Origin of the sequence: Flavobacterium sp. ALD4 (genome assembly GCF_002836475.1) — a bacterium.
In the GTDB taxonomy this organism is placed as follows: Bacteria; Bacteroidota; Bacteroidia; order Flavobacteriales; family Flavobacteriaceae; genus Flavobacterium.
The window spans coordinates 53,958-78,289 of record NZ_PJBJ01000026.1 but is presented as its reverse complement, the minus strand read 5'-3'; the positions used below and the strand labels follow the sequence as shown (position 1 = coordinate 78,289).

The following is a 24,332-nucleotide window of genomic DNA, read 5'->3' as shown; positions in this document are numbered from 1 at the left end:
ACAGGTCATTAAAACCAACCAATGAAAAACATAAAAGCATTAAACATTATTTTCATTTTTCTTCTTCTTTTTTCCTGTAAAAACAAGGAAAATGAAACAGGAAATAAAATCGCCATAGAAGAAATTAATCTTTCAAAAGAGATTACACATCCTGAAATAGAATCATTGATAAATAACATGATTAGTGAGGAGCATTTCACAGGCGTTGTCCTTGTCGCTGTGAACGATAAAATAATTCATGCTAACGGCTACGGAATGGCTCAAGATGGAATTCAGAATCGTATCAACACAAAGTTCCATGTAGCCTCAATTACCAAACAATTCACCGCAGCAGCAATCATGCAGCTATTTGAACAGAAGAAAATTAATCTGGAAAAATCTATCAATGAGTTTTTACCTCCTCAATATCGTTCTGATAAATGGAACAGTGTTACCATTCATCACTTATTAACTCAAACAAGTGGCATTGAAGATTATGGGTTGACTCGGAATTATTACGAGGTCGAAAAAGGTTTTTGTTTAGGAAATACGGTAGATGGAATGATAAAAGAAGCAATGGTAAAGGAGTTGAAATTTCCATCAAGTTCTAAATTTTCCTATTCTAATATTGGCTATAGCTTACTAGGCCAAATAATCGAAAACACTTCGGGAGAACCTTATGACAGTTATATGAAAAAACACATTTTTGAACCAATGGGCATGCACGATTCATTTATTCATAATACTTCGAATTATACTGTGGCAAATGATGAAGCCATGGGCTATCGGTGGGATGATGAATTGAACAAACATGTGCCAGATGATATAATTAGTTTACCTGTTACAGAGCCAGATGGAAATTTAGTAACCACACTAAAGGACTTTCTAAAATGGACTAGTGTCTATACCAACAATAACCAAAAAGTCATAGATGACATTGCCATAAAAAAAATGACTACACCATACATTAAAAATGACTTTTCTTTTCTTAAAGAAAAAGGGCCATGGTATGGTTATGGATTAAGCCTTACAGACGGAATAATTAGTCATCCTGGATATATTGTTGGATTTAGAAGTCATTTTATTGTCGATACGAATAACGGCATTAAGGTGCTTGTATTTAATAATAATGTTTCGAACAATCCTAAAAATGTTTCCAGTGAAATATATAATATGATATCTAAAAAACTGAATAATAAAAAGGAATAACGACCTGTAACAATGTATATAAAAAATAGGCGAAACAGTAGTAAATTCAAGTCCTTAGACTCGTATCTAATTTTGTATATAACCGCTAGTTTAGTGATTCGTAATCGCCTACTTTTCATATACTAACCGTTATGCCTCACCCTAAAAGACGAAACGACCGACAACAAACGAACATTTAAAGACATAGAAAAAATGGTAAGTTTTGACCGCAAAAAACATTGGGAAAATATCTATCAAACTAAAGAACTGAAAGACGTAAGTTGGTTTCAACTTACACCAGAGACCTCTTTGGACTTCTTTAAACAGTTCAACGTGCCAACAACTGCAAAAGTGATCGACATTGGCGGTGGCGACAGTTTTTTAGTTGACCACTTGCTCGACTTAGGTTATCAAGATATTTCAGTTCTTGATATTTCAGCGGCTGCCATTGATAAAGCAAAACAACGACTTGGTGACAAAGCAAAAAATGTAAAATGGATAGTAGCAGATGCCGCGACTTTTAAACCGACAGAGAAATATGACTTTTGGCACGACCGAGCAGCATTTCACTTTTTGACGGAAGAGCGAGAAATTTCAAACTACTTACAAACGGCACAAGAAAATATTAATCCGACAGGCGTTTTGGTACTCGGGACATTTTCAGAACAAGGACCGAAAAAATGTAGCGGAATAGAAATCAAACAATATTCGGAAAAGACAATGACCAACCGACTGAAAAAGTTTTTTGAGAAAATAAAGTGTGTAACAGTTGACCATAAGACACCGTTCGACACTATTCAAAACTTTGTTTTTTGTAGTTTTAGAAAATTACAAACGGCTTGACACGTCACGAAAACATAAAAGAGCAAAGGCACAACACGGGTTTGGCAAAAGTACCGGTTCAGTGCTCCGCAGACATATTTGTGATTAATCAAAGTTTGGTTCTCCGCATCAATATTTATGGTGAAACTCGCCACCTTCGCCAAGCTCGAAACCGTGAGCAGTAATTTGCCCTGACCGACAAACAAATGAATTTAAACTATGTCTAAACTAAAAACTATAAGAGAATTTCAAAACCTAACGCAAAAAGAATTATCTGAAAAATCAGGAATTTCGGTAAGAACAATTCAGCGAATCGAAACAGGAAAAGACCCCAAAGGTTATACGCTTCGGATTCTAGCAAAAGTATTAGAAGTAAAAGAAAACGAATTGCGAACTCAAGAAACTGAAGATGAAAAAACAAAGATTACTCAAAAAAAAATAGAATCCGAAGAAGCGATTTTGATTAACTATTCTTCACTAAAATTAATCAACCTTTCATCAATTCCATTCATAGTAATTCCGCTATTTAATATAATCGTTCCACTTGTTCTAATAATTACGATGAAACAAAAAAACGCATTAACAAAACAAATAATTTCTGTTCAAATACTTTGGACGATAATTACACCCATTGTATTTATGTTAGGTGTTTTTTTAAAACTTGGACATCAATTCACATTAACCCTTATGATACTCATTGCCCTGTCTAATGTTTTCATTATCCTTCGAAATGCTATAGAAATAGACCGAAATAAAAAACTTCGTTACCAATTGAAATTCAGTATGATATAAATAGTGTCAGGATTTTGTCAGGTTATTGTCGGGTAGTTTTTTTTGGCAAAAAAAGCGAGTTTCTAACCTTTGCAAAAAAATATTATTTAGAGAAATACCAATTACATTATGGCAAAAAAAATTATCATCGGCTTAATTTTTACTATCATCTTTAGTGCAAACAGCAAAGCGCAAGTTGAAAAAAATTCAGACCTTTATAAAAGCATTCTTTCAAAAGACAGTTTGCTTTTTGATATTGGTTTTAATACTTGCGACATCAAACAGTTTGAAAATCTATTGAGTGACAACCTAAAATTTTATCACGACAAAGACGGCGTTTCTGATAAAACAAAATTTCTTATCGATTTGAAAAATGGAATTTGCAATAACCAAGAAAATCGTCAGGTAAAACGATTTTTAGTAAAAGAAAGTACCGAGATTTTTCCACTTTATAAAAATGGAATTCTTTACGGTGCTGTTCAGAATGGTGAACATATATTTTCTGAAAAACGAGAAAGCGAAGCAGGAATTGCCAAGTTTACCAATATTTGGCAATTGGAAAATGGAGAATGGAGATTAGCTACCTCATTTAGTTTCGACCATCAAGCACACGAAAACAAGAAAATAGAAAAACCATTTTTTGACAATGATACTGAAATTGAAAAATGGCTGACAGAAAATAAAGTTCCAACACTCGGACTTGGAGTTATAGAAAATGGCAAACTACAACAAGTAAAAGTTTTTGGCGAAATTTCAAAAGATATCTCAGCACCTTACAATACCATTTTCAATGTAGCTTCTTTGACAAAACCCGTTACAGCAATGGTTACGTTGAAGTTGGCAAGTTTGGGCCAATGGAATTTAGACGAACCTATTCACAAATATTGGACCGACCCAGACATTGCCAGCGACCCACGAAATAAAAAACTGACAACACGCTTAATTCTAAGCCATCAAACAGGTTTTCCGAATTGGCGTTGGATGAATAGCGATAAAAAACTCAACTTTCAATTTGACCCAGGAACAAAATATCAATATTCGGGCGAAGGAATGGAATATTTGCGAAAAGCATTGGAAAAGAAGTTTAATAAATCATTGCAAGAGTTAGCCAACGAACTCATTTTTCAACCGCTAAAAATGAACGACACAAGATATGTTTGGGATAAAAATGTGGACACTACAAGATTGGCAATTGGTTATGACAAAGACGGAAAAGCGTATGAAACTGTAAAAAATAAAACACCAAATGCAGCCGATGATTTGTTGACCACCATTAAAGATTACGGGAATTTTTTAGTTAGTGTTATAAATTGTGATGGATTGACAAAAAAAATATTTGAAGAAATGACTTCAAATCAAGTAGCAAGTACGAAAGGAAAACATTTTGGTTTGGGTTTTGAAATTTATAATTTGGGTAATGAAGAATATGCTTTATCTCACGGTGGTTCTGACAATGGCGTTCAAACCATTGTGTTTATCTTTCCAAAAACAAAGCAAGGACTTTTGATTTTCACAAACTCTGACACAGGCGTAAGTGTATATGAAACCTTGCTAAAACATTATTTAGGCGACAACGGACAAAAAATATTTGATATTGAAACGAAATAAAAACTACCGCTAACACACGTTTATAGACATTTGCAATTTTATTGGAATTACCGTTTTTTATCGTATTTTCGTTTGGTCGAAAAGACTATTTTGCAAAGCTTTAAAATCGGATAGAGGCACGAGAACTTTAGCGGTATGCTTGACAGGTAAGACTAGAAACAACACAAATTCATATAATTGAAAAATAAGTATTTCTAGTTTTAGCAATTATGATGAGGGATCATTTTCGAAATATGTAATATATACTTAACCCAAATATATCCATGCTATTAAAAACCATTTTATGTTTTTCTTCTTTTTTCGTACTAACATCTACGATTCATGCGCAGGATGTTTCGGTAAGCGAAATTATTACTGCCGAAAAAATTTACGATTTGCATTTTACAGATGCCAAAAGAGATTCCATGGTGAGCCAAATGAACACCAACCTGAAGTTCTACCAATACCTGCATGAGTTCAATTTACCAAATAGTGTTCCCCTACCAAACTGGTTTGATCCTGTATTGCCAACGATGACATTCAATACAAAACAACAGCCCATTAAATGGAATATTCCTGCAGACGTTGCAATGCCTGCTGATACAAACCAATTAGCGTTTTATACTATTGCCCAATTGTCTTCTCTGCTAAGGCATCATAAAATTACCTCCGTGCAATTAACCCAGTTTTTTATTAACCGTTTGAAAAAACATGGCGACACATTGCACTGTGTTATCAGCCTTACGGAACAAATAGCCATGGAGCAAGCTATACAAGCCGATGAAGCATTTGCAAAAGGCATTTATAAAAGTCCACTGCAGGGTATACCCTATGGTCTTAAAGATCTGTTTGCAGTAAAGGGCACCCGAACCACCTTCGGTACACCGCCATTTAAAGATCAGGTGATAGATGAAGATGCATTTGTGTACCAGCAACTGAAGGATGCTGGCGCTGTATTAATCGCAAAACTATCTATGGGTGAGCTTGCGATGGATGATATATGGTTTGGCGGACAAACTAAAAACCCTTGGAATTTGCAACAAGGTTCTAACGGATCATCCGCCGGCTCGGCGTCGGCAACCGTTGCAGGATTGGTACCATTTGCTATTGGTACGGAAACCTATGGCTCTATTGTAGCACCTTCTGCGGTGTGTGGTGCAACCGGGTTGCGTCCAACATTTGGCAGTGTTGCTCGAACAGGCGGTATGAACCTTGCCTGGACCTCCGACCGTATTGGGCCAATTTGCCGCAGCGCTGAAGATTGTGCAATGGTATTCGCTTCCATACACGGTAGCGATACATACGATCGTGCTTCACGAACTATGCCTTTTAACTATACGGATAATATTGATATTAAAAACCTAAAAGTGGCATATGCGAAAAACTACATCGATTCCTTGCCCGATAACAGTCCAGAAAAAGCTGTTATCAAAACTTTGCAGGATGCAGGTGTGCAGGTGGTGGCTATTGATTTTCCATCCAACTTACATACGAATGATCTGCTACTATCAATTTGGTATGCAGAATCAGCTGCTGCTTTTGACCCCCTCACAAGGTCGGGCAAGGATAGCGAAATGATACAGCAATGGCAAAACCGGTACCCGAACGTATTTAGGACTGCACGGTTTATTCCGGCTGTTGAATACCTTACCACCTGCCGTTTGCGCTACATGGTTATGCAGCAGGCTTTTCCATTATTGAGCGAGTACGATATTATCATTGTGCCCAGTATGGCCGAAGAACCTATGGCACTAACATGCCTCACAGGCAATCCTTGTATCACGTTACCGTCTGGTATAGCTGCTGCCGGTGTTGCTCCACCAAGCATTACTTTCATAGGTGGTAAATTATACAGTGAGGCAACAATAGCTGCTTTCGCCAATAAGTTTCAACAGATAACCCTTTATCAGCAGCAGCATCCGCCTATGTTTACAAAGTGAGTCATGACTTTAAGTACCGTCTAACACTTTTGCAGGAAACGTCTTTTAAATTAAAATAAAGTGAATTAAATCGCCTACCTCTACCAAGTGATATAGTTTATTGTCGTTGCAGCGTATGTTCGAGCGATACTGCCCGTATTAAAAGCTTGGTTGTAGATTGACAACAAGCTGCTACGAATGCGGTTAGCGTCTTTTTACACGCTACGTTTAATGTACAAAACCACTACAAGAAATTTAAAAACAATTTAAACGACCGAAAATGAATAAAAGCATCATTTACCTATTTTTATCATTTTCGATATTTTTCAGCTCGTGTTCGGTTAAGCTTGCATCTGTTCCCAACAAGTCAGCTGAACAATTAGCAGCGAACTATAAAGTCTTAAAAACATATCCTATGGCTCAGATAAAGAGGAAGATTTGGACATTTATATATCTAAAGACGCAAAGAAATTGAGTAATAAAAATTTTACCGTTATTTTCTTACATGGCGGAGGATATTATCTTAGTGACAAATCCAAGGAGGAAAAATACATTCAACCTTACCTAGATAAAGGGATGAATGTTGTCAATTTGAATTACCGACTTAAAAGAGGAATACCAATAGCGACCGAAGACTTAACAAATGCACTCCACTTTTTAAAAGCTAATAATGCAACCTATCAATTAAATCTCAACAGAATAATACTTACAGGTTTTTCGGCAGGTGCACATATTGCAAGCTACGTAGGTATCTCAGCAAACAATCCTATCTATAAAAACAAATTAGACCAAGGTGTTAAAATTTCTGGAATAATAAATTTTTCCGGACCTGTAGATGGCTTAGATGTGGTTGAAAAAGTTTTTATGGACAATGAAATGCCATTAATGAAAGACCTAGGAAATGCATTGTTCCCTTCTAGTGAAGGATATGCTCCAAAAGCACTGATTTCTAAATATGCACCAATTACATATCTCGATAAAAATGACCCGCCATTCTTTTTATGGCAAGGAGGTAAAGATGACCAAGTTCCACCAATAACTTTTGAGAAGTTTGTTGCACATCTTAATGAAAACAGGAAAAAGAATGAGGTGATTTTTATACCCGAAGATCTGCACTCTCCTAATGCAACAGAACTTAAAAATGCTTATGATAGCATATTTGTTTTTCTAGACAGACTATAGAATAAAAACTGCTTGTAACATCCGTTTTGCGAAAACGTTGGTATCTTGTTTATATGACAGTTAAGTATTGTATACCAGCATAATTAAACGGTGTTCCCCATTTACTTTTTCGAGTCCTATTAAATTAGTTTGATTATAGCCTCATTATCTTTTATAGTGCCGAATATATGTTCGTTTATCTCTTGTAGTGTTCGGTATAATTGTGGGTTTTCCTGATAGCGTTTGTTATTTTCTTCAACGCTTTGCGCGTGCTGGCTCCGATCGATTTCTCTTCCTGCTGGTCAAGCGGTACAAAGGTGTTTTACGGGCCGTTCCCTGCAGGCTGGAGTGCAATATTTTTTAAATTGATAGCTGCTTTGTTCTTGCAGAATAGCTTACGTCATTCATAATATTAGAAGGTTCCAAAAGTAGCACTAAAGCCACCGGATTCAGGGAGCCTTTTTACAATTTATTTTTTTAACAATATTACTATATATAAGTATTAATTTACAAATAAATAGATGTATTTTTGATCGGTATCAGATTCACTACTAACAGCTTCAGCGTAGTAAAGGTTTTGTCCCATTTGAGTTTTCGGCTTAATTTTAATTGGTTTTATGTTTGAGTTAAAAGCGATAAACTCAAAGAAATACTTTTACTTAAGTCCAAAACCAGATTAAAGCCAAGTGTTACGTTTTAGGTGATGCGGATTGACCATAAAAGAAACAACAAGGAAATATTTTAAACGTTTACTACTATTATAAAACATTCAATTATGCCATATTTCAAGACATCAATTACCATTTGCTTTTTTACAATTTTATCGTTTTCTACTTTCAGCCAAACAAAAAACACAACTAAAAAAATTAAAGTAAACCAAGACCGTATTGAAAACAGAATTTTTGAATTATCAAAATTTGGTAAAGATTTAAACGGCAAAGGCTATCGAGTTTCCTTTACAAAAGGAGATGTCGAAGGAAGGAAGTGGTTTATTGATCAAATGAAAAAAGCAGGACTTGAAGTAACAATTGATTTCGCCGGAAATATAATTGGAAAGCGTCAGGGTACCATTGATTCTTTAAAAACTATTGGATTTGGAAGTCATATAGACATGGTGCCTGATGGAGGTGATTATGACGGCTGCTTAGGTTCTATTTCTGGACTGGAAATAATGGAGATTCTCAAAGAAAATAATATAGTTACCCGCCATCCGCTTGAATTAATAATATTTTCAGATGAAGAAGGTAGCTTATTAGGCAGTAAGGCACTAGCAGGGGCATTTAATAAAGAGCGGTTAAAAATGCTAAGTCAATCTGGATTGACTGTAGGCGAAGGTATAATTGCAATCGGAGGGAAAGTAGATAGTATATCAAGTGTGATGAGAAAAAAAGGGGACTTAGCAGCCTTTTTAGAATTGCATATTGAACAAGGTGGAATTTTAGAAAAGGAAAACATACAGATTGGCGTGGTGGAAGGTATTGTGGGTATTGAAGACTGGGAAGTAACCGTCGAAGGCTTTGCTAATCATGCAGGTACAACACCTATGAATTTACGTAAAGATGCTTTGCTATCGGCCGCTAAACTTATCGTTGCAGTTAATGAAGTAATCACCAGTCACGATGGCAGACAAGTTGGGACAGTTGGTAAAATCTCCGCCGCGCCAGGAGCCTATAATGTTGTTCCAGGAAAAGTGGTATTAGGTTTAGAGATAAGAGATTTGTCATATGATAAAATTTGGGAGCTCTTTCATGAAATCGAAAAAAGAGCCGCAGATATAGCTCAATCGGGTGGTACTACCATTACTTTCAAAAATCAATTACTCGGCGCTACACCCGCGCTAACGGATAAATCCATTCAGGATAAAATTATACGCGCAACAAAATCCTTGAATCTTACCTACAAACAGATGCAAAGCGGAGCAGGACATGATTCACAAGACATGGCTTTGATTGCACCGATAGGAATGATTTTTGTGCCAAGTGTTGCTGGAATCAGTCATTCCCCAAAAGAGTTTAGCAAAGCAGTTGATATGGCGAATGGAGCGAACGTATTGCTTCAAACTATATTAGCATTAGATATGGAATAGAACGATCAGATATTTTTTGTCAATTACAGATCGTTCCGACTATTTAAGATCGAAAATGCTCATATCCACTAACTAATTTCAGTTCTCAAATGACTTTATTTAAATCTTACCGATTATATTACTATCTTTTCAATGCTGCACTACGAAGATTCACTACGTTACCGTCCGCCATTAAGATCGTTATATTAAAGTCCTGTTGGTATGAAAATAAAAAACTATTTTTACTCGGAGTACAGATAAAGTTATTTTACTACCAGTTCGTCACTAACCAAATAATTAATAAAGAAATCTGAACGTACTTCAGGTTTATACATTACGACCTCTTCTAAAATTTTGAAACTATGAGAACCAATTTAAAAAGCAGCTTGTCCCTATTTCTATGTGGATTGTGCTCTATTGCATTTGCTCAACAAACCAAGAAAGCGCTCACCGTAGAGGATATCTTGAACCTAAAAACGATCAGCGAGGTACAAATTAGTCCAGACGGTAAATGGGTAGCTTATACTGTTTCGGAAATGGATATGAAAAAAGACAAATCCCTTACACGTATTTACAGCATCCCAATGAAAGGGGGTGAGCCTATTGCAATAACTGGTAAAGACTACTCTGGAAGCCAACCTAGATGGAGCCCTGACAATAAGTATCTTTCTTTTTTAGCTCGTAAAAAAGAAGATGATAAAGCACAAGTTTGGATTTCTAACCGAATGGGGGGCGATGCAGAAGTACTGACCAAAATTCCACAAGGTACTTCAAGTCATGAATGGGCTCCTGTAGGCAATAAATTGCTATTGGTGCTTACAGATCCAAAACCGGAAGAATTGACAGCGGATAAAGAGGATGATAAAAAAGCAAAACCTTTTGTCATCGACCGTCGTCAATTTAAACAAGACTATGTAGGCTATCTTGACCGATACAGAAAGCATTTGTATACCCTTGTTCCTGGCGACAGTATTCCTACACAACTTACCTATGGTGATTATGATGATAGCGATCCTGTGTGGAGCCCAGATGGAAAAAACATTGCTTTTGTAAGCAACCGTACAAAAGATCCTGATGGCAACTCAAATACTGATATATGGGTGGTAGATGCCGACAATCCTTATAAAGATAAAAAATTAACTCAAGTAACTACAAACCCGAACAGTGACAATTCTCCTGCTTGGAGTCCAGATGGAAAACATATCGCCCATGTAACTATAACGGATGGTACCATTCTTTGGTACGCCACTCAGCATTTAGCGATCGCAGCTTCAACGGGTGGAGAAACCGAGGTGTTATCCAAAACCCTAGATCGTAACATATCAAAACCTAAATTTTCGAAAGATGGGAAATCCATTTATTTTCTATTGGAAGAAAGTGGAACAAGTATTTTAGCTTCTGTTAATACTGACGGGGAAAAACTGGAAAGGGTTATAAAGGGAGATATTAGTATTAACGATTATGATTTTCATGAAGGAAGTTTTACCGTTTTAATGGGGAAGGCAAATAGGACAGACAATCTATATACGTTTCAAAAAAATCAACTTAAAGAACTGACTCATATCGATGACGATGTTCTGAGTGGCATTAAAAACCCAATAGTAGAAAAAATTAATTATAAAAGCGCAGATGGCACTCCTATTCAAGGGTTTATAGTAAAACCTATAGACTTTGACCCCGCTAAAAAATATCCTACTGTTTTATGGATTCATGGCGGTCCAACCAGTCAATATGACTTTTCTTTTAATAGTACTGCCCAGCTTTATGCAGCCAGTGGTTACTTGGTTTTATTAATAAATCCAAGAGGTTCTACAGGTTATGGACAAGATTTCTGCAAAGCCATTTATGCTGATTGGGGCAAGCTAGACTATCAGGATGTTATGGCAGGCGTAGATTACTCCATTGCAAAAGGGTATACTGATCCCGATAAACTTGCGGTAGGTGGATGGTCTTATGGTGGAATCTTAACTAACTATGTCATAACCAAAACAAATAGATTCAAAGCGGCGTTATCAGGCGCGAGCGAAGCATTATTTAGAGCTAATTACGGTCATGACCATTACCAACTTACTTGGGAACAGGAATTGGGATTGCCTTGGGAAAACGCGGCAGCTTGGGAGCGCATCTCTCCTTACAATGACGTTGCCAAAATTACAACTCCTACTCTTTGGATGGGCGGCAGCGATGATTGGAACGTACCAATCCTTAACTCAGAACAAATGTATTTGGGTATGAAACGATTGGGAAGAGAAACGCAATTGGTGGTATATCCTGATGAATATCACGGTATCAAAAGACCTTCATTTCTAAAAGACCGTATGGAGCGGTATTTAGATTGGTTAAAAAAATATGTAAATGTCATTAATGAAAGTAAGACTTAAAAAATGATAAAAGCACTTCTAATTATTGACATTCAAAATGATTATTTTGAAAATGGTAGAATGGAATTTAGTGGAATTACCGTTCCGCATCAAGTTTTCGCTAAGCCATAAACTGAAAGGTTACGAATTTCCAGCCATCTCAAAGTGGCATAACGTTAGGCATTATTAAAAAACTGCTGTGATATGAAAAAAATTATTATTAGTATTACACTTTTGTCTGTTGCATCGATTGTTGTGGCATTCGGCCTGTTAACTGATAATCCTGCAGTTGATTTTTTGAAATCTCTAACGCAGGCTCAAAGGAACAAAACGCAGATGCCCTTCAATGACAAGTCTAGAATTCTCTGGCATTATTTACCTAGTTCAATGTTTCCTAGAACAGGAATTCAACTTAATGAACTTGATTCAAATCAGAAGTCTAAATTAGACGAACTTCTCAAGACTTTTCTATCAGAAACGGGATATAATAAAACGATGAAAATCATCGATTTAGAAAATATCCTTTTGGAAATCAGTGGAGATTCAATCCCGAGAAATCCTGAAAATTATTCGGTAGCATTTTATGGAAATCCTGAAAAGGACAGTTTATGGGCTTTCTCTTTTGAAGGACATCATATTTCCCTAAATTTTACAATTCATAACGGAAAAGTTGAAATTGCTCCCCTATTTTTAGGAGCAAATCCTGCAAGAATTCTTTCTGGCCCCAGAGAAGGTGAGCGCACTCTTCAAAAGGAAGAAGACCTAGGTTTTGAATTGATAAACTCATGATCAGAAGAACAAAGGAAAATGGCAATATTTCAGGAGAAACCATTTTTTGATATTGTTACAGGGAAATCCACAGAAGTCGCACCTTTAAGTCCCGTAGGAATTATGTAAGGTCAATTAACCAGGAATCAACAACTTATTTTTTTAAAACTTCTTGATGAATATTTATCAACCATTCCTCCTAAACAGGCCGAAAAGAGAATGAATAGCATTAAGCATCAAGAAATAAATGAGGTGAGATTTGGATGGGCCGGAGCAACTGCCCTGGGTGAAGGTCACTGTTACCGGATTCAGGGAAAGTCTTTTTTAATTGAGTTTGATAATGTCCAGGACGAAGCCAATCACATTCATAACGTGTGGAGAGATTTTGAGGGAGATTTTGGTAGGGATATAATTAGAGAACATTATAAGAATTCAGATCATTACAAACATGAATAACAACAATACTTAACACCGTATGTATCTCATAGATAATTAGTTATTCAATAGACGTTCAGACATATTTGCAAGTCCGCCAAATTTTTAAATTTGGCTTATCGAGAAGAAAAAGTAATAAGACAATTAAAAATGGCTTTAGCTTAATCCGAAAAAAAACGCTGTTTTACACGCTAAAATCCATATACAACACCGTTATGTAAAACCACAAAGGGTATAAATTATTTTAGAAAGGCCGCGTTTAATTTGTACACCTGGGTGAAATAGCAACTTATCTGCGTGTAATCTCTTTTTTTCTAGACAAATTATAGAACTTGAAGCTAGTCTCAACTACGAGAAAAACTCCTTAGTCACTCGAACCAATTCTTTAGTATGTTCTGGTAATTCAGTTCCTGAATAAGGATGCGATCCGCCAAAAACATGATTGGCTTCTAAAATAATATGATTTTTCGCTTTGGTAAAATGTTTCTTTAACAGATCGAACTCCTCCATTTTCACTGCTTGATCATTCGTACCTTGAATAATCAAATATGGAATTTGAAGCTTTTGACCCGCATTAACCAGACTGTACTTTTCTTTGTTAATTTCCATATCTTCCAGAACTTCTATATTCATAGGCATCATTTGATTAGTTCTCCCATTTTTAATATACTGAACACCATCAGCTCTCCACTTGTTAATAAATTTTGAATTCCAACTGCGATGAAAATCAAACGGACTCGCCCAAGCGCATACTTTCTTAATTTTAGTATCGTATTGCGTGCAATACAGTAATCCCGAAACACCTCCTTTACTGTGGCCTATAATAGAAATTTTACCAACGTTAATTATAGGCAAAATCCCGGGTAATTGCTTAACTATAAACTGCTCCACACTCTCAATATCTTTCATCTCCTTTCCAAAAGTATTGGTAGCGAATTTATCGAGTGTTGTAAATTCGACTGAATCTTCTAGTCCCATTCCGTTATGGGAAAAATTAAACTTTAAGAATGCAAAGCCATTCTCTACGAAATAATTGGCGATCATTTGCCAACAACCCCAGTCTTTAAAGCCTTTAAATCCATGACAAAAAATGATTATCCCTTTTTGTTCCTGAGATTCAGAATAGCTCAAATCCAATGCAAATTGCTCTTCTAATGCTCCTTCGAGAATAAATTTTCTATTTAATACCATTTTTTTACTTTTAGACTTCAATAAATAAGTATTCAAAGATAAGAAGTTGGCAGAACTATTGGTTCTAAAAAATTATAGTATTTCAAAACAACAACATCGAAATCATCGATATCCGGCCATCAAGCAAAGCAAATATCCACTAGATGATTTGTACTATTTTATTTATATATTAGCTGCAGTAATACTATATGACGTTTATCATATAAACCTACCCTATTTCTGGTGACTTTATATGGTTTTGTAATGTATACAAATTGTGCTCAGGGTTAAGTCACAGCAATTATGAAAAAGAGATTCTTCCCAAATAAGCTCATCCAAGTTCTAGGTCTGCTAATTGCAGCTTTATCGCTTGCAAAACCTTTTCCCTTTTTTATTGCTATGAATTCACAAGCAGCTACTAAATTATATCCACCAGTCCTCTTTGTAATTTTTTGCTTCCTATTTATTAGTATTTCTTACTTGTTGAATTATAAAAGAAAGCAAAAAATGGAATGGAATTTCAAAATTATCAATCTCCGAGTTCTCTACTTACTACTATTACTGTTATTGGTATTTAATATTGGAATAAATAAACCTATCAATAGTTTTTTGAATCAAATATTACACTACAATCCTGAAATATCAAACTCATTTGATAAACCATTATTTATTATTGGAGCCACGCTACTTGCCCCAATGTTAGAAGAAATAATTTTTAGAGGTATTATCTTAAAAGGTTTATTGACCAGATATACTAAGCAATATGCAATACTATTTTCCTCAACAACTCTCGGTCTAATACACAGAAAACCATTACAAAAATGGGAGTAGTTGTGTTAGGTCTAATCTTGGGTTGGTTTATTACAAAACAAAAAGTATAGGAACAACAATATTGCTTCATTCTTTTGCTAACTTAATTATAGTAATAGAAAACCACTTAATGTATAAAATATGTTAACTTCGAGTATTTAAATTTAATAAATATATTTTTAGTTAATCTATCAATATCATTGATACTTATAAAATTAAAACCATTACTATTAAAACTAAAAACGGAGCTCTAAAAAACAGAATAACAAATAAAAAGTCAACACTTAAAAAAGTGCCCTATTGTATTGCAAGTTGGGTGCGTCAATCAACAGTTTATTCTCGAATACGTAATTTAGCTGTTTAAACATTAATGCCAGTGTAAACCCTTTCTGCAACCTGCACCAACCGTTGACGCTCATCATAAATTAAAATAACCATATCCTAAAATCCAAACAATGAAAATACTATTTATCTCACTCGGCGTACTCCTATTAGCCTTTATTGTGGTACAACTTTATGCCATGAATGCTCAAAGGTCTATTGAAACCTATCCTTATGTAGTCAATAAAAAATACGTGACATTTGAAATCCGTAGCTACGAGGCAAGTTTGTTTACTTCTGTCAAACTCTCTACAAAAGAATTTAAAGAGGCGTCCAGTAAAGGGTTCTCTATTTTAGCCGGATACATTTTTGGTGGAAATGAAAAAAACGAAAAAATATCTATGACCTCACCTGTCGCCATGTCTCTAGAAGATTCCATGACGGTTATGTTTTTGGTTCCCAAAAAATTCAACAAAGAAACCCTTCCTCAGCCCAGCGAATCGCAGATCGAATTTCGTAATGAACCGGCAAAAACTGTCGCAGCAATTACCTTTGGCGGTTGGGCTAATGATACGAAAATAGAAAAGTACAAAGAGAAATTGAAGGTCGCTTTGGATGCCGAGGGAATAAAGTACACTAACCGATTTTACTATCTAGGTTATAATCCTCCTTTTGAAGTTTTTAACCGTAAAAACGAAGTTATTGTCGAGTTGCAAAGTGAGAATCGTGACCTAATTAAAAAATAATAAGTTTGAATACCATAGAAACATGAAACACTTCATAGTAACCAGTTTTTTACTACTATGCATGGTAAGCATAACAAACGCACAAAACAAAACGGCATACCAGTTATTTAGTAATGACGGGCAAATTGCGTACTATGATCAAATGATTAAAGATCTTGTGATAAGTGATATGGTGTTTTTTGGCGAATATCACAACAATCCTATTTCACATTGGATGCAATTGAAAATGAGTAAAAGTTTTTTTAAAATTAAGGAGGCTAACTTATTTTTCGGAGCCGAAATGTTTGAATCTGGAAACCAGCTAGTCATAAATGAATATTTAAAGGGCTTGTATACCGATGATAAAATGACACCTGAGATAACGCAGCTGTGGAGCAACTATCAAACTGATTATAAGCCTTTAGTTGATTTCGCAAAAGAAAACAACTTGCGTTTTATTGCTACCAATATTCCTAGAAGATATGCTTCAATGATTAATAAAATGGGAATAAACGCATTAAAAGAATTAAGTCCAGAAGCACTCGCGCTGATTGGTCCAGATCTAGAGAAATATTTTGACCCTACCATAAAAGCTTACGCAGAAATGGCGGATAATATGGGAGGACATGTTCCGTCAAATATGCTAAACATCCAAACTGCCCAAGCTTCTAAAGATGCTACGATGGCTTATTTTTCACTCAAGAATTTTAACTCGGGTAATTTCTTATTTCACTTTGAAGGATCCTACCATTCCAACTATCAACAAGGTATAATTTGGTGAATAAATAAAATTCAACCTGGTCTAAAAATAAAATCTATTACTACCGTAATGCAATCTGAATGGAATAAAATGACAGTTAAGGAAAAAACCACAATTGCAAATTATATAATTGTAGTTGCTGATAACATAAGACAGGCAAAAGAATAGTATTTAATATAATATCAAAATTTTGGCCCTTGTAATAGCTTAAATACTTAGCATAACGAAAGTTATTTGAAGAATTAAGACTAATTAAAAAATCAATTATTGTCGTCTTAAAAATTACATATAATTACGAACTGCATATCCTATTGGAAACTAAAAATTGTAGGCATTTGACTCGTTACGAATTTCCACTTAGCGTTGAAAATACTAAAGAATAGGTAACCTTAAGTAATCAAGGTACAAACAAGGCTTCGCAAATTCAAATTCTTGAATACAACAACAGCTTCTTCCTCATTAAAAATACTTTTACTTTTCCAAAAGACCTTTTCCCTACAAGAATTCTTAAAACAGAAAAAAAATGAAGTGTTTGTGTTAGATGTTGAAAATAAAATTTGGAGAATAATATTATAAATTATGACGTCACAGTATAACAGTTTCAAGAAATTACTGAAAATGTGCAAAATTCATATTTTTGTTTCCCAATATTTTTTATCTTAGTTAAAAGAATGCAGCTAAGAAGTTTGCCCCTTATTAAAGTCGAGTGACTTTTACATTCAATTAAAAGAAAGCTTGGTATTTGAGTATCTGATAAAAGGAAACGGATCGAATATTCCGCAGCAAGTAGAATCGTCGAATTAAATAATAATTTAAAATTTTTAGAATGGAAGGATTAATAATGAATTACCCACTCACAACTAATACTATTCTTGAATACGGCAACAGCGTCTATCATCATAAAAAAATAATTACCCATTTACCAGACGGAACGCGACATGAGTATCTCTTTAGTGACATGTATAAAAGATGTAAAAAGTTAGCCAATGCGTTGACGCGGAAATTAGGAATCACTAATGGCGCCATGGTGGGAACTTTTGCATGGAATCATGCGCCTCATGTCGAACTATACTATGGTATTTCGGGTATGGGAGCCATTTGTCATACTATAAATATCAGATTGACAAGCGACCAAACGGAATATATAATTAACAATTCTGAAGATAGAGTCATTTTTGTGGACGCTACTTTAGTCCCACTACTAGAGAAAATTGCTCCGCTGCTCGAAACCGTGGAATATTATGTGTTAATAAATGCGTCTAAAGATTTTAAAACCACTTTGACAAATACAATACACTATGAAGATTTACTCGCAGAACAATCGGAAGATTTTGAATGGCCAACACTAAACGAAAATGATGCTTGTGGAATGTGTTATACAAGCGGAACAACAGGTTTACCAAAAGGAGTTTTATATTCTCATAGATCTACTTATTTGCATGCTTCTAACATTATATCACCAAATGCCGGTAATTACAGTAATCTGGATACCATTCTATTAATTGTACCACAATTTCATGTAATGGCTTGGGGATTTCCGTATTTATGTCTGTTGTCTGGATCAAACATGGTGCTACCCTCTTCAAACTTACAGCCAGACGCTCTTATTAAAATTCTTCAAGAAGAGAAAGTTACTAAAGCAAACGGAGTTCCCACTATTTGGCTGGGCGTTTATGATGCCATGACGAAAAACCCACCAAAAGAAAAACTGGCACTAGAAGAGTATATTGTAGGTGGTTCTGCACTACCTAAAAGTCTTATTGAAGGCTTCGAAAAAGATTTTGGAATCAAGGGGGTTCAAGCCTGGGGAATGACAGAAACATCCCCTTTAGGTACCGTTTCGAGATTACAACACAAGCATGAACACTTATCAGATAACGAAAAAATGAACATTCGTGCGAAACAAGGTACTGCTTTTCCAGGTGTGGAAATTAGGATTATGACAGATGAAGGGACTTTAGCACCCGCAGATGGTAAAACCATGGGAGAATTACAAATAAAAGGGGCATGGGTTATCAGTTCCTATTTTAAAACCAATAATCAGGATAGTTTTACGGAAGACGGCTGGTTTAAAACAGGTGATGTCAGCACTATCGATGCAGATGGTTATATGGAAATTAAAGACCGTACAAAAGACCTTATAAAAAGTGGCGGCGAATGGATTTCAAGTGTTGCTTTGGAATCGGCATTAATGGCGCATCCTAAAATTAAAGAAGCTGCAGTAATTGCCATAGCCGACGAAAAATGGATCGAAAAACCATTGGCTTCAATAGTCTTGGTGAATACCGAAGATACCCTTTCAGATGACGAATTAATTGAATTTTTATCGAGAGACTTTGTAAAATATCAGATTCCCAGAGACTATGTTTATATCAATGAAGTGCCAAAAACAAGTGTTGGTAAATTTGACAAAAAAGAGATTAGAAGACTTTTTGCCGAAGGGAAACTTACTTAAACAGAATAGTTGGGGCTTAGAATAAACAATTCACCCCACTCTACAATAAGTTAAGCCCTTATCGAGGGAGTTGCCGGTACTAATGGCAAAGTGATCTATTTGTAAGTTAGATTTTAAAGTTCCAAAATAAAGAGGTCGCCATCTTAAATACAGAAATCCGATAGGTATAACCCAATCTGATTTTCTTATCTTATTTTTTTAGTTGTACCCTCGCTTCCAATCCGTTTCAGGGCATTCGGGCTTCTCGATAGCTATCTGCACGCTATATCTTTTATTGATCTTGTCTCTTCCAAAAAGACGAGACAAGATCTGTAAAAGGGTGTTGCTCCTATCTCTTATGCAAGATCAACATCTATTAGATGATTTGTATATTTTATTTATATATTAGCTTAAAAAGAAAGGTCTGCTGTTTAATAGACTTCTCTATCGACATTAAGGTGGATAAATATTATTTTGTTAGACCTATCAAAAAGTTAATTAAAATACAAAAATACTGCAGGATATTACGAAACATAAATCGAAGAAATTTTTGATAAATAAATTGAGAACATAATTAATATTTGATGGAATTATTAGAGTTTAAGTTTATGGCTATTGCTAAACTCCTGATAAACTATAATATAATAGCGTGCTAAAATTACCCTAGAACTTAATTCGATTAGAAAACAAATTTTGGAATGAATTTGAAGCGAATGATTCAATAGTTAAAAAGGAAAAAGATTCTTATATCACCGTATAAACCAAAACAACTCTAAAATAATCTTCGATTACGAAACCTATTCCCGTCTAATTTTAAAGAATAAAAAAAGTAGTGCGTCCAATAACAATGGTTTTGACATAGCGCGATTTTAGTAGAATTATCTTTTCGCATTACGTTTTCGTTCATCCGAAAAATTAGCGGTAACTAAATAGAGAGCATCTCAAAGCTGCAAAAGTAATTATTAGTGTAAAACGACATGTAATTAAATTAAAATTCAATAAATATGAAACTGACAGGCAACACCATTTTAATTACAGGAGGAGCAAGCGGAATTGGACTTGGACTCACGGAAAGGTTTCTTAAGGAAGGAAATAAAGTCATCATTTGTGGCAGACGCGAAGAGGCTTTGCAGGAAGCGGCTAACAAATTTCCATCTGTTATTACAAAAGTCTGCGATTTATCTGTGGAAGCTGATAGAATAGAACTCTACAATTGGATTTCAGAAAATCACAGCGACTTGAATGTGTTAATAAACAATGCTGGTATTCAAAATTGGATGACTATTTCTAACGATGACTTTTATGAAAAAGCGAATGTTGAAATTACAACAAATGTGTTAGCTCCACTTCATTTGACATCACTTTTTATAAAACTACAATCGTTGAACACTATTATTAATGTTACTTCAGGATTGGCGTTTGTGCAGCTTTCAAAGGTCCCCGTTTATTGTGCAACAAAAGCGTTTTTCCATTCGTTTACACTTTCATTAAGACATTTACTAAAAGAGAAAAACATTGAAGTAATTGAAATGATACCCCCAGCATTAAACACTGACCTTGGCGGGAAAGGCATACACGATGGACAGCCAGAAGTTAGTGATTTTGTAGAAGCTGTATTTCAACAAATGAAAGATAGAAAAACAGAACTTACGTTCGGTTTTAGTGAAGTAATGGCAAAAGCAACACCTGAAGTTATAAACGCAACGTTTAATAAAATGAACCCATAAACCCAATATAAAAGAAGAACAAAGTATTACCGCAATTCTAGCGATTCAGTTAAAACAGTACTTTAGAATTCAATAAGGTAAAATAAAATCAGATAAATTAGCATATTAACTATCACAGCTGACGTACTACAAGATAATTATACAACCTAAAAAAAAACTAAATGAATTTAACACTAATATCATTTTTATTCGTACATTCGATCTATTATATTTTCATATCTCGCTAAAAATCAAATTAATAAACTTAAAATAGGGAATTCTGAAAAGCCAATTTTAGTAAAATGCGATACTACGACACTAAACATTGCTACAAATTAGACCACTATTTTACTTTTTGTTTAATTAATCGTCAATAATAGTGAACAAACAATATAAATTCTTATCTTTGAATATCTTAATTTAATTTAAATCTAAAATAGTAACTATGAAATTAGCAAAAACAATTAGTGCATTTGTACTAGTAGGATTAATCACAGCTTCTTGTGGTCAAAAAAAAGAAGCTGAATCAACTGAGATGGCTGATTCAACAGCAGTAGCAATGGACAGTACAATGGTTGTTGAAACACCAAATATTGTAGGTGTAGCAGCTGCAAACGCAGATTTCTCAACGCTTGTAACAGCAGTGACAGCAGCAGGATTAGTTGAAACATTAAGTGGAGATGGTCCATTTACGGTTTTCGCACCAAATAACGCTGCATTTGCAAAACTTCCAGCAGGAACTGTTGAAAGCTTGTTGAAACCAGAAAGTTTAGAAAAATTGCAAGCTGTTTTAACGTATCACGTTGTTGCCGGGAAATTTGACGCTGCAACAGTAATTGATGCAATAAACAAAAATAACGGAAAATACAGTGTTACAACCGTTCAAGGAGGTACAATCGTATTAAGCTTGAACGACGGAAAAGTAATGCTAACAGATGCAAATGGAGGAACTGCAACAGTAATTCTTGCTGATGTAGCTGCTTCAAATGGTGTTATCCATGCAATTGATACAGTAGTTATGCCAAAATAAGGTCTTAACTTCTTATGATATTTACCGTTGCAGTAATGCAACGGTTTTTTTATGCAAAGTTATGAACGTATCATATTGCAACTAGTCACCACAAAGCTAACTTTGAAATTAAATTCTATTGAGCTATAATCGAAAATAGTATCATTTAACTAGACGATTGAAGGCGTATTAAATTAGTATTATTTTACAGGTTGTATTTCAAAAAAATTTCCTTTTTAATAGTTGAAAAAGGACACATTTATAACTGGACCAATCAAATAAGAATAGTGAAGCGTAGCTGTGCAGATATACTTCGCTTTTAATTACTTTATTTAGTTGCATCATCCCCATGTACCAGTTATCTCACTCCTTGCACAAATTCTTAACTTTTAAAATATTATTTAGTTGTCGAAAATGTGTTCAACAGAGAGTTCGTTGTAAAAATGCCTTCAAAAGTTTGGGTTTCGGATATTACATATATTCAAACTAAAGAGGGGTTTGTGTATCTGACCACTATTATGGATTTATACGACAGAAAAATTATCGGTTGGAGTTTGAGTGACAAAATGAGTAAAGAAAAAACTACACTTGGGGCTTGGAAAATGGCGGTTAAAACCGATATATTGATGAAGGTTTAATTTTTCATTCTGACAGAGGTGTCCAACATGCCAGTAAAAAGTTTGTAAATGTTCTTGATTCCTATAAAAAAGTAATCCGCAGTAGGAGTCGTAACGGAAATTGCAGGGATTATGCTGCGACGGAAAACTTCCTCAAATCTTTGAAAACGGAATTGATTTATGGGAATAAACTGATTTCTAAAGAACAAATGAAACTGGAAATCTTTGAATACATTGAAATTTGGTACAACAGAAAAAGAGGACATTCTGCTTTGAATTATGCAACTATTGAAGAATTTAACCATCAAATTAATTACAAAATATAGCTTAACTTATACTGTAGGTTTTATTTGCATATCCAAAAAATACCGGAATGACCTTACACATAAAAGAGTAAGAACGACAAAAATTGATGGATAATGAAGAGGCGAAAGAAATTACATGCGATTGTTTTATTAGGGAAAAAATTATCCAATGTGCAATATAACATCGCGGACAAATCTCTGGCTATTGGACAACTTTTAAAAGAAGACCTATAATTTACTAGTAGGACTCGCCAGCATTTTGTAATCAAGATGAATTAAAAGCCATAACTTGAGGCTTCCCCTCTTTAACTCTATTGTTATCCCATGAAATAGGCTAAAACAAGAATAAATATAGTTGATAAATCACGGTATTATAGTCTTTTCCTGATTGTTTTTACTTGACAAATTTCTCGCTTTACCTAGACTACCGTTCTAATAATAAACATAAAAAAAAATTAAACCCAAAATAAGAGAAATGCCATAAAGACTAATTTCTTTGGGAATAACTTCCGATAACAAAGAAAAAACATGGACTATAGGAGCGAAAAATATTCAATAATTATTTTTTTAATTCAAGTAACTGACCGCGAATTACCTACTGTAAATTATTTAAGCTTTTTAACCAAAAGATTTTTCATAAAAAACATATTATTGTACGATAAAAGTACCGCTACTATCAAATTATAAATTAAAAAAGTGTAATTTTGCTATAGTTAGATTACTTGTAATTCTTAGTAAAACAAAACAGATGACATGCTGTGAAATCGAAAAGAGCGACAGGCTAATCTGAATGAAATAGATTAAAAAGGTGGAGTCCAGAACCCACTTAAAAAAACGGGGCGTATTCCGAAAAGCCATACATGTAGGACTAAAATAATTAATACAAAATGTTTTATAAATTTAACTTAACCGATGCGTTGCTTTTTATATCAGCCTTTGCTTCATTAGTATACTCTGAAATTTTATTTTTTGATGGTCATGAAAATCAAGCTATTTTTATAGGCCTGTGGGTACCATCAATACTTTGCTTTGGAATATACTTACATCTAATAAAAAGAAACAAAAATGACTGATTTTATACCCTATTTTGCAGGAATAATCACCATATTATTTGGCGTTGCATTTGCTTACGCTTTAACTAATACTGGTAAGAACGATGAGGAGCTGCAGAAAAAAATTAAAGACAGTAAGAAATAATCACTGTATAAAGAGTGGTTGGTTTTGACGTAGAGTGAATTACTTATTTACGAGTTATTGCTAAATTTAACTTTTAATTTAATGATTGGTATTGTGATGGTAAAGTTAACTCTACGTCAAGATTTAAGGAACCACAGTTATCTTGCCTACCACTTATCTGAATCTATTGTAGCTACCTTTTTGGCTGTTTATACCGAAATTAAATTATTAAATAACAGTTTAA

General features: G+C 34.6%; 18 protein-coding genes and 1 pseudogene. 18 read left to right on the top strand and 1 reads right to left on the bottom strand.

All coding sequences use genetic code 11. From position 1 onward, the window contains the following. Positions 1-21 precede the first annotated feature (21 nt). From CXF59_RS06235 to CXF59_RS15285, 9 genes and pseudogenes are all read left to right on the top strand, one after another. Complete coding sequence (locus CXF59_RS06235; RefSeq protein WP_101136979.1) at positions 22-1,188, top strand: serine hydrolase; 1,167 nt, start codon at positions 22-24, stop codon at positions 1,186-1,188. Between the two features lie 192 nt (positions 1,189-1,380). Next, positions 1,381-2,010, top strand: a complete 630-nt coding sequence (locus CXF59_RS06230; RefSeq protein ID WP_101136978.1) for a trans-aconitate 2-methyltransferase — start codon at positions 1,381-1,383, stop codon at positions 2,008-2,010. A 198-nt stretch (positions 2,011-2,208) separates the two neighbouring features. Further along, on the top strand, positions 2,209-2,781 hold the full coding sequence (locus CXF59_RS06225; RefSeq protein WP_101136977.1) for a helix-turn-helix domain-containing protein: 573 nt from the start codon (positions 2,209-2,211) through the stop codon (positions 2,779-2,781). Positions 2,782-2,889: 108 nt separating this feature from the next. Beyond that, positions 2,890-4,368, top strand: coding sequence for a serine hydrolase (locus tag CXF59_RS06220; RefSeq protein ID WP_101136976.1), 1,479 nt, complete (start codon positions 2,890-2,892; stop codon positions 4,366-4,368). A 263-nt stretch (positions 4,369-4,631) separates the two neighbouring features. Further along, positions 4,632-6,287, top strand: a complete 1,656-nt coding sequence (locus tag CXF59_RS06215; RefSeq protein WP_101136975.1) for an amidase — start codon at positions 4,632-4,634, stop codon at positions 6,285-6,287. A 417-nt stretch (positions 6,288-6,704) separates the two neighbouring features. After that, positions 6,705-7,448 (top strand): alpha/beta hydrolase, encoded by a 744-nt coding sequence (locus CXF59_RS06210; RefSeq protein ID WP_157824539.1) that lies wholly within the window; start codon positions 6,705-6,707, stop codon positions 7,446-7,448. Positions 7,449-8,202: 754 nt separating this feature from the next. Then, complete coding sequence (locus tag CXF59_RS06200) at positions 8,203-9,513, top strand: Zn-dependent hydrolase (protein ID WP_101136973.1); 1,311 nt, start codon at positions 8,203-8,205, stop codon at positions 9,511-9,513. Positions 9,514-9,854: 341 nt separating this feature from the next. Beyond that, on the top strand, positions 9,855-11,873 hold the full coding sequence (locus tag CXF59_RS06195) for a S9 family peptidase (RefSeq protein ID WP_101136972.1): 2,019 nt from the start codon (positions 9,855-9,857) through the stop codon (positions 11,871-11,873). A 183-nt stretch (positions 11,874-12,056) separates the two neighbouring features. Further along, a pseudogene (locus tag CXF59_RS15285) lies at positions 12,057-13,076 on the top strand (DUF3500 domain-containing protein). A gap of 327 nt (positions 13,077-13,403) precedes the next feature. Here CXF59_RS15285 and CXF59_RS06180 read toward each other — a convergent pair. Then, entirely contained in the window at positions 13,404-14,246 is an 843-nt protein-coding gene (locus CXF59_RS06180; protein WP_101136969.1) for a S9 family peptidase, read from the bottom strand. Positions 14,247-14,528: 282 nt separating this feature from the next. Between CXF59_RS06180 and CXF59_RS06175 the strand changes: the two genes are divergently transcribed. The 9 genes from CXF59_RS06175 (at position 14,529) to CXF59_RS15555 (ending at position 24,109) form a co-directional block, all read left to right on the top strand. Further along, complete coding sequence (locus tag CXF59_RS06175) at positions 14,529-15,056, top strand: CPBP family intramembrane glutamic endopeptidase (protein WP_101136968.1); 528 nt, start codon at positions 14,529-14,531, stop codon at positions 15,054-15,056. 434 nt (positions 15,057-15,490) lie between these two features. After that, entirely contained in the window at positions 15,491-16,102 is a 612-nt protein-coding gene (locus CXF59_RS06170) for a heme-binding protein (protein WP_101136967.1), read from the top strand. A 22-nt stretch (positions 16,103-16,124) separates the two neighbouring features. Next, on the top strand, positions 16,125-16,862 hold the full coding sequence (locus CXF59_RS06165) for a ChaN family lipoprotein (RefSeq protein ID WP_232758712.1): 738 nt from the start codon (positions 16,125-16,127) through the stop codon (positions 16,860-16,862). A gap of 805 nt (positions 16,863-17,667) precedes the next feature. After that, complete coding sequence (locus CXF59_RS06160) at positions 17,668-19,296, top strand: long-chain fatty acid--CoA ligase (RefSeq protein ID WP_101136966.1); 1,629 nt, start codon at positions 17,668-17,670, stop codon at positions 19,294-19,296. Between the two features lie 983 nt (positions 19,297-20,279). Next, positions 20,280-21,002 carry an SDR family oxidoreductase gene (locus CXF59_RS06155; protein WP_101136965.1) on the top strand — a complete coding sequence of 241 codons (723 nt, stop codon included), beginning with the start codon at positions 20,280-20,282 and terminating at the stop codon, positions 21,000-21,002. Between the two features lie 424 nt (positions 21,003-21,426). Next, entirely contained in the window at positions 21,427-22,011 is a 585-nt protein-coding gene (locus CXF59_RS06150) for a fasciclin domain-containing protein (RefSeq protein ID WP_198554644.1), read from the top strand. Positions 22,012-22,433: 422 nt separating this feature from the next. Continuing rightward, a complete protein-coding gene (locus tag CXF59_RS06145; RefSeq protein WP_101136964.1) occupies positions 22,434-22,628 on the top strand; it encodes a DDE-type integrase/transposase/recombinase in 195 nt (64 codons plus the stop codon). A 140-nt stretch (positions 22,629-22,768) separates the two neighbouring features. After that, a complete protein-coding gene (locus CXF59_RS15280) occupies positions 22,769-22,933 on the top strand; it encodes an IS3 family transposase (RefSeq protein ID WP_232758710.1) in 165 nt (54 codons plus the stop codon). A gap of 1,044 nt (positions 22,934-23,977) precedes the next feature. Then, complete coding sequence (locus CXF59_RS15555; protein ID WP_255416302.1) at positions 23,978-24,109, top strand: hypothetical protein; 132 nt, start codon at positions 23,978-23,980, stop codon at positions 24,107-24,109. Positions 24,110-24,332: the final 223 nt, after the last annotated feature.

Bases quoted from the DNA above. Each gene is read 5' to 3' on its own strand.
- CXF59_RS06235 (WP_101136979.1), top strand. From the start codon at position 22: ATGAAAAACATAAAAGCATTAAACATTATTTTCATTTTTCTTCTTCTT.
- CXF59_RS06230 (WP_101136978.1), top strand. From the start codon at position 1,381: ATGGTAAGTTTTGACCGCAAAAAACATTGGGAAAATATCTATCAAACT.
- CXF59_RS06225 (WP_101136977.1), top strand. From the start codon at position 2,209: ATGTCTAAACTAAAAACTATAAGAGAATTTCAAAACCTAACGCAAAAA.
- CXF59_RS06220 (WP_101136976.1), top strand. From the start codon at position 2,890: ATGGCAAAAAAAATTATCATCGGCTTAATTTTTACTATCATCTTTAGT.
- CXF59_RS06215 (WP_101136975.1), top strand. From the start codon at position 4,632: ATGCTATTAAAAACCATTTTATGTTTTTCTTCTTTTTTCGTACTAACA.
- CXF59_RS06200 (WP_101136973.1), top strand. From the start codon at position 8,203: ATGCCATATTTCAAGACATCAATTACCATTTGCTTTTTTACAATTTTA.
- CXF59_RS06195 (WP_101136972.1), top strand. From the start codon at position 9,855: ATGAGAACCAATTTAAAAAGCAGCTTGTCCCTATTTCTATGTGGATTG.
- CXF59_RS06180 (WP_101136969.1), bottom strand. From the start codon at position 14,246: ATGGTATTAAATAGAAAATTTATTCTCGAAGGAGCATTAGAAGAGCAA.
- CXF59_RS06175 (WP_101136968.1), top strand. From the start codon at position 14,529: ATGAAAAAGAGATTCTTCCCAAATAAGCTCATCCAAGTTCTAGGTCTG.
- CXF59_RS06170 (WP_101136967.1), top strand. From the start codon at position 15,491: ATGAAAATACTATTTATCTCACTCGGCGTACTCCTATTAGCCTTTATT.
- CXF59_RS06165 (WP_232758712.1), top strand. From the start codon at position 16,125: ATGAAACACTTCATAGTAACCAGTTTTTTACTACTATGCATGGTAAGC.
- CXF59_RS06160 (WP_101136966.1), top strand. From the start codon at position 17,668: ATGGAAGGATTAATAATGAATTACCCACTCACAACTAATACTATTCTT.
- CXF59_RS06155 (WP_101136965.1), top strand. From the start codon at position 20,280: ATGAAACTGACAGGCAACACCATTTTAATTACAGGAGGAGCAAGCGGA.
- CXF59_RS06150 (WP_198554644.1), top strand. From the start codon at position 21,427: ATGAAATTAGCAAAAACAATTAGTGCATTTGTACTAGTAGGATTAATC.
- CXF59_RS06145 (WP_101136964.1), top strand. From the start codon at position 22,434: ATGCCTTCAAAAGTTTGGGTTTCGGATATTACATATATTCAAACTAAA.
- CXF59_RS15555 (WP_255416302.1), top strand. From the start codon at position 23,978: ATGACTGATTTTATACCCTATTTTGCAGGAATAATCACCATATTATTT.